The 3,055-nt window shown below is 64.4% G+C and carries 4 protein-coding genes; 3 read left to right on the forward strand and 1 reads right to left on the reverse strand.

Annotated elements, in window-relative coordinates; translation table 11 throughout:
* Positions 1-39: 39 nt before the first annotated feature.
* Positions 40-336, reverse strand: coding sequence for a 50S ribosomal protein L28 (rpmB, locus tag EN925_RS29900; RefSeq protein WP_013529373.1), 297 nt, complete (start codon positions 334-336; stop codon positions 40-42).
* Between the two features lie 258 nt (positions 337-594).
* Here rpmB and EN925_RS29905 point away from each other — a divergent pair, with 258 nt between their 5' ends.
* From EN925_RS29905 to EN925_RS29915, 3 genes are read left to right on the forward strand one after another with little or no spacing between them, the layout of a single operon-like run.
* Positions 595-1,383 carry a DUF3108 domain-containing protein gene (locus tag EN925_RS29905; RefSeq protein ID WP_127369169.1) on the forward strand — a complete coding sequence of 263 codons (789 nt, stop codon included), beginning with the start codon at positions 595-597 and terminating at the stop codon, positions 1,381-1,383.
* Between the two features lie 34 nt (positions 1,384-1,417).
* On the forward strand, positions 1,418-2,329 hold the full coding sequence (locus EN925_RS29910; protein WP_027162920.1) for an EamA family transporter: 912 nt from the start codon (positions 1,418-1,420) through the stop codon (positions 2,327-2,329).
* Positions 2,326-3,012, forward strand: a complete 687-nt coding sequence (locus tag EN925_RS29915; protein WP_127369168.1) for a lysoplasmalogenase — start codon at positions 2,326-2,328, stop codon at positions 3,010-3,012. Before EN925_RS29910 ends, EN925_RS29915 begins: the two co-directional genes overlap by 4 nt.
* The last annotated feature ends 43 nt before the right edge of the window (positions 3,013-3,055 follow it).

Below are 3,055 nucleotides of genomic sequence, written 5' to 3' on the forward strand. Positions count from 1 at the left end.
GATGTTGGCCAGGGCGGTCGTCCCCCGCCTTTGAACTGTTTAAGCGGCAGCCTGCTCGGCGGTCTTCTTGGCGATCTGCTTCTTCAGCAGACGGGCGCGCTGCGACAATTCCTTGACGTCGGCCTTGGCCAGGAAGGCGTCGAGACCGCCGCGATGTTCGACCGAACGCAGTGCGTTGGCCGAAATGCGCAGGCGCACATTCTGGTTCAGCGCTTCCGAAATCAGCGTCACATTGACGAGGTTCGGCAGGAAGCGACGCTTGGTCTTGTTGTTGGCGTGGCTCACATTGTTGCCGGACATGACTGCCTTGGCAGTGAGTTCGCAGGTGCGGGACATTGTTCTAACCTTCAGTTCTCGGGGTCTGCCAAACACTCAAGCCCACGCCGGGTGGCGCGCGGTTCTGGTCAGGCGGCCTTATGGAAAAAGTTGGCGTTCCATAGTTGCATTTCGCCGAGGCGTCAAGCTCCTGCATTGCCCACGGCGCGCCCGGCATTTTCATATTAAGGCCGGAATTCATCCTATAAGCGGTCTCATAGGGACATGCCAGACCGGAGTTGCCCGCCTCCGGCCGAAAATCAAGGACCCGATCCCGCCATGCTTCGTTCGTCACATGCCTTTGCCGCCATGCTTGCCGCAGCCTTGCCGTCCGCCGCGTCTGCTGCCTCGCCGCAGTCGTTCAAGGGCGAGTATACGGTGTCGTTCCTTGGACTTTCGATAGCGAAATCAACGTTTTCCAGCCGTTATGAGAACGGCGCCTACGCGATCGAAGGCAGCGTCAGCGCGGCAGGGTTGGCAAAACTGTTCGACGACACGCGTGGCACGATCTCGTCCAAAGGCACGATTGCGGGCAAGAGGATGGTGCCGCAGGCATTCCGCGCCGATTACACCTCCGGCAAGAAGGCATCGGTGGTCGACATCCGCTTTGCAAATGGCAGGGTCACCTCGACGCAGGTCGTCCCGGCGCCGGGCAAGCGCGACCCCAAGAGTTGGGTGCCGCTCGGTGCCGGCGACCTGGCATCGGTGCTCGATCCGATGGCTGCCACCGTCATCCATGCCGACAGCCTCGACCAGGTCTGCGGCCGCACGGTAAAGTTCTACGACGGCGAGATGCGCGCCGATCTGACGCTGACCTACGCTTCGAAGGGCACGATCTCGGTGCCGGGCTACAAGGGCGACACGGTTACCTGCCGGATGGGCTTCGAGCCGGTGGCTGGCTATCGCAAGGGCCGCAAGGCGCTCAACTATCTCAAGAGCAAAAGCCGCATGATGGTGACGTTTGCACCGCTCGGCCAAACCGGCGTATATGCGCCGATCTATGCCACGGTGGGCACGCAGATCGGCACCTTGACCATCAGCGCCGGACGTTTCGAAGCGGTACAATAGCCAGGCGCAGAATTGGCGCGCCACTGGAGACAGAATGGGGCGCGCAACACTGATCGGCTTTTCGGCGGTCGCCATGTGGGCGCTGCTCGCACTGCTCACCGATGCGTCGGGCCAGGTGCCGCCGTTCCTCTTGTCGGCGATCACCTTCTCGATCGGCACCGGTGTCGGGCTGGTCGCGCGGCTGTTCATGCCGGCACCCGACAAGAGCCAGAAGATACCGCCGCAGGTGTGGCTGATCGGCATTGCCGGGCTGTTCGGCTACCACTTTTTCTATTTCACCGCGCTGCGCAATGCGCCGGCGGTGGAGGCGAGCCTGATCGCCTATCTATGGCCTTTGCTGATCGTGCTCGGCTCGGCGCTGATGCCGGGCGAAAAACTGGCCTGGAACCATGTCGTCGGCGCGCTGCTCGGCCTTGCCGGCACCGTGCTGATCGTCACCAAGGGCGGGGGCCTCGCCTTCGACGCCCGTTACGCCTTCGGCTATGCGATGGCCGCCGTTTGTGCCGTGCTGTGGTCGTCCTATTCGCTGTTGTCGCGGCGCTTCCCGTCGGTGCCGACCAGCATCGTCACCTGGTTCTGCGCGGCGACCGCGGTGTTGTCGCTCGCCTGCCACCTGGCGCTGGAACAGACGGTTCTGCCTGACGGTCCCGGCCAGTGGCTGGCCGTGCTCGGCCTTGGCCTGATGCCGGTGGGGGCGGCCTTCTATGCCTGGGACATCGGCGTCAAGCGCGGCAATATCCAGGTGCTGGGTGCTGCAAGCTACGCCGCACCGCTGTTGTCGACGCTGGTGCTGATCGCGGCCGGCGTCGCCGAGCCGTCGCTGCGCATCCTCGCCGCCTGCGTGCTCATCACCGGCGGGGCCGCACTTGCAGCGAAGTCGCTGTTCCTGCGCAAACCGGCGGCTGAGAGCGGGGCCAGGGCATCCCAAAGCGGAGCCGGGGCATGACGATGCCGTTTGCCGGCGGCATCGACGCAAATGCCAATGCGACATTGATCTTTTCGCTGGCGGCGGCGGTGATCTACGCCTTTACGCTTGGCATGCCACCAACGCTCGCCCGCTCGGCGGCAAAGACGCTCGCCGTGGCGATGCTTGCCGTGCTGGCCGGGCTGCAGGGCGGCCCGCTGCTGCTCGCCGCCGCGCTCGCTCTCAGCGCTGTTGGCGACGCATTCCTGTCGCGCGACGGTGAAAAGGCCTTTCTCGGCGGGCTGGCCAGTTTTCTTGTCGCCCACATCGTCTATGTCGTGCTGTTCCTGCGCAGCGGTGGCGGGTTGGGGGTGCTTGGCGCCGAGTCGTGGCGCGGAGCGATCGCGCTCGCCATGGCGGTGTTTGCGGCCGTCATGCTGGCGGCGCTGTGGCGGCGCGTCGGTCCCGGCCTGCGTATCCCGATCGCCGTCTATGTCGCTGCGATCCTGGCAATGGGTATCTCGGCGCTGACCACCAGCAACGTCTCCGTGATCGGCGGTGCGCTGTTGTTCATGGCATCCGACGGGCTGCTCGCCACGGAGAAATTCCTGGTGGCCGCCATCTCGCCGCACCGCGCCTGGATGCGCTTCGCCGTCTGGGCGCTGTACTACGCCGCCCAACTCGCGATCACGCTTGGGTCCCTGCTATATCCGGGCTCTTATTGAGTTAAGGTTGTTTCGGCTGCCAGCCGGGTGCTGCCAGTTCGAA

Origin of the sequence: Mesorhizobium sp. M7A.F.Ca.US.006.04.2.1, assembly GCF_004022915.1 — a bacterium.
Lineage (GTDB): Bacteria > Pseudomonadota > Alphaproteobacteria > Rhizobiales > Rhizobiaceae > Mesorhizobium > Mesorhizobium ciceri.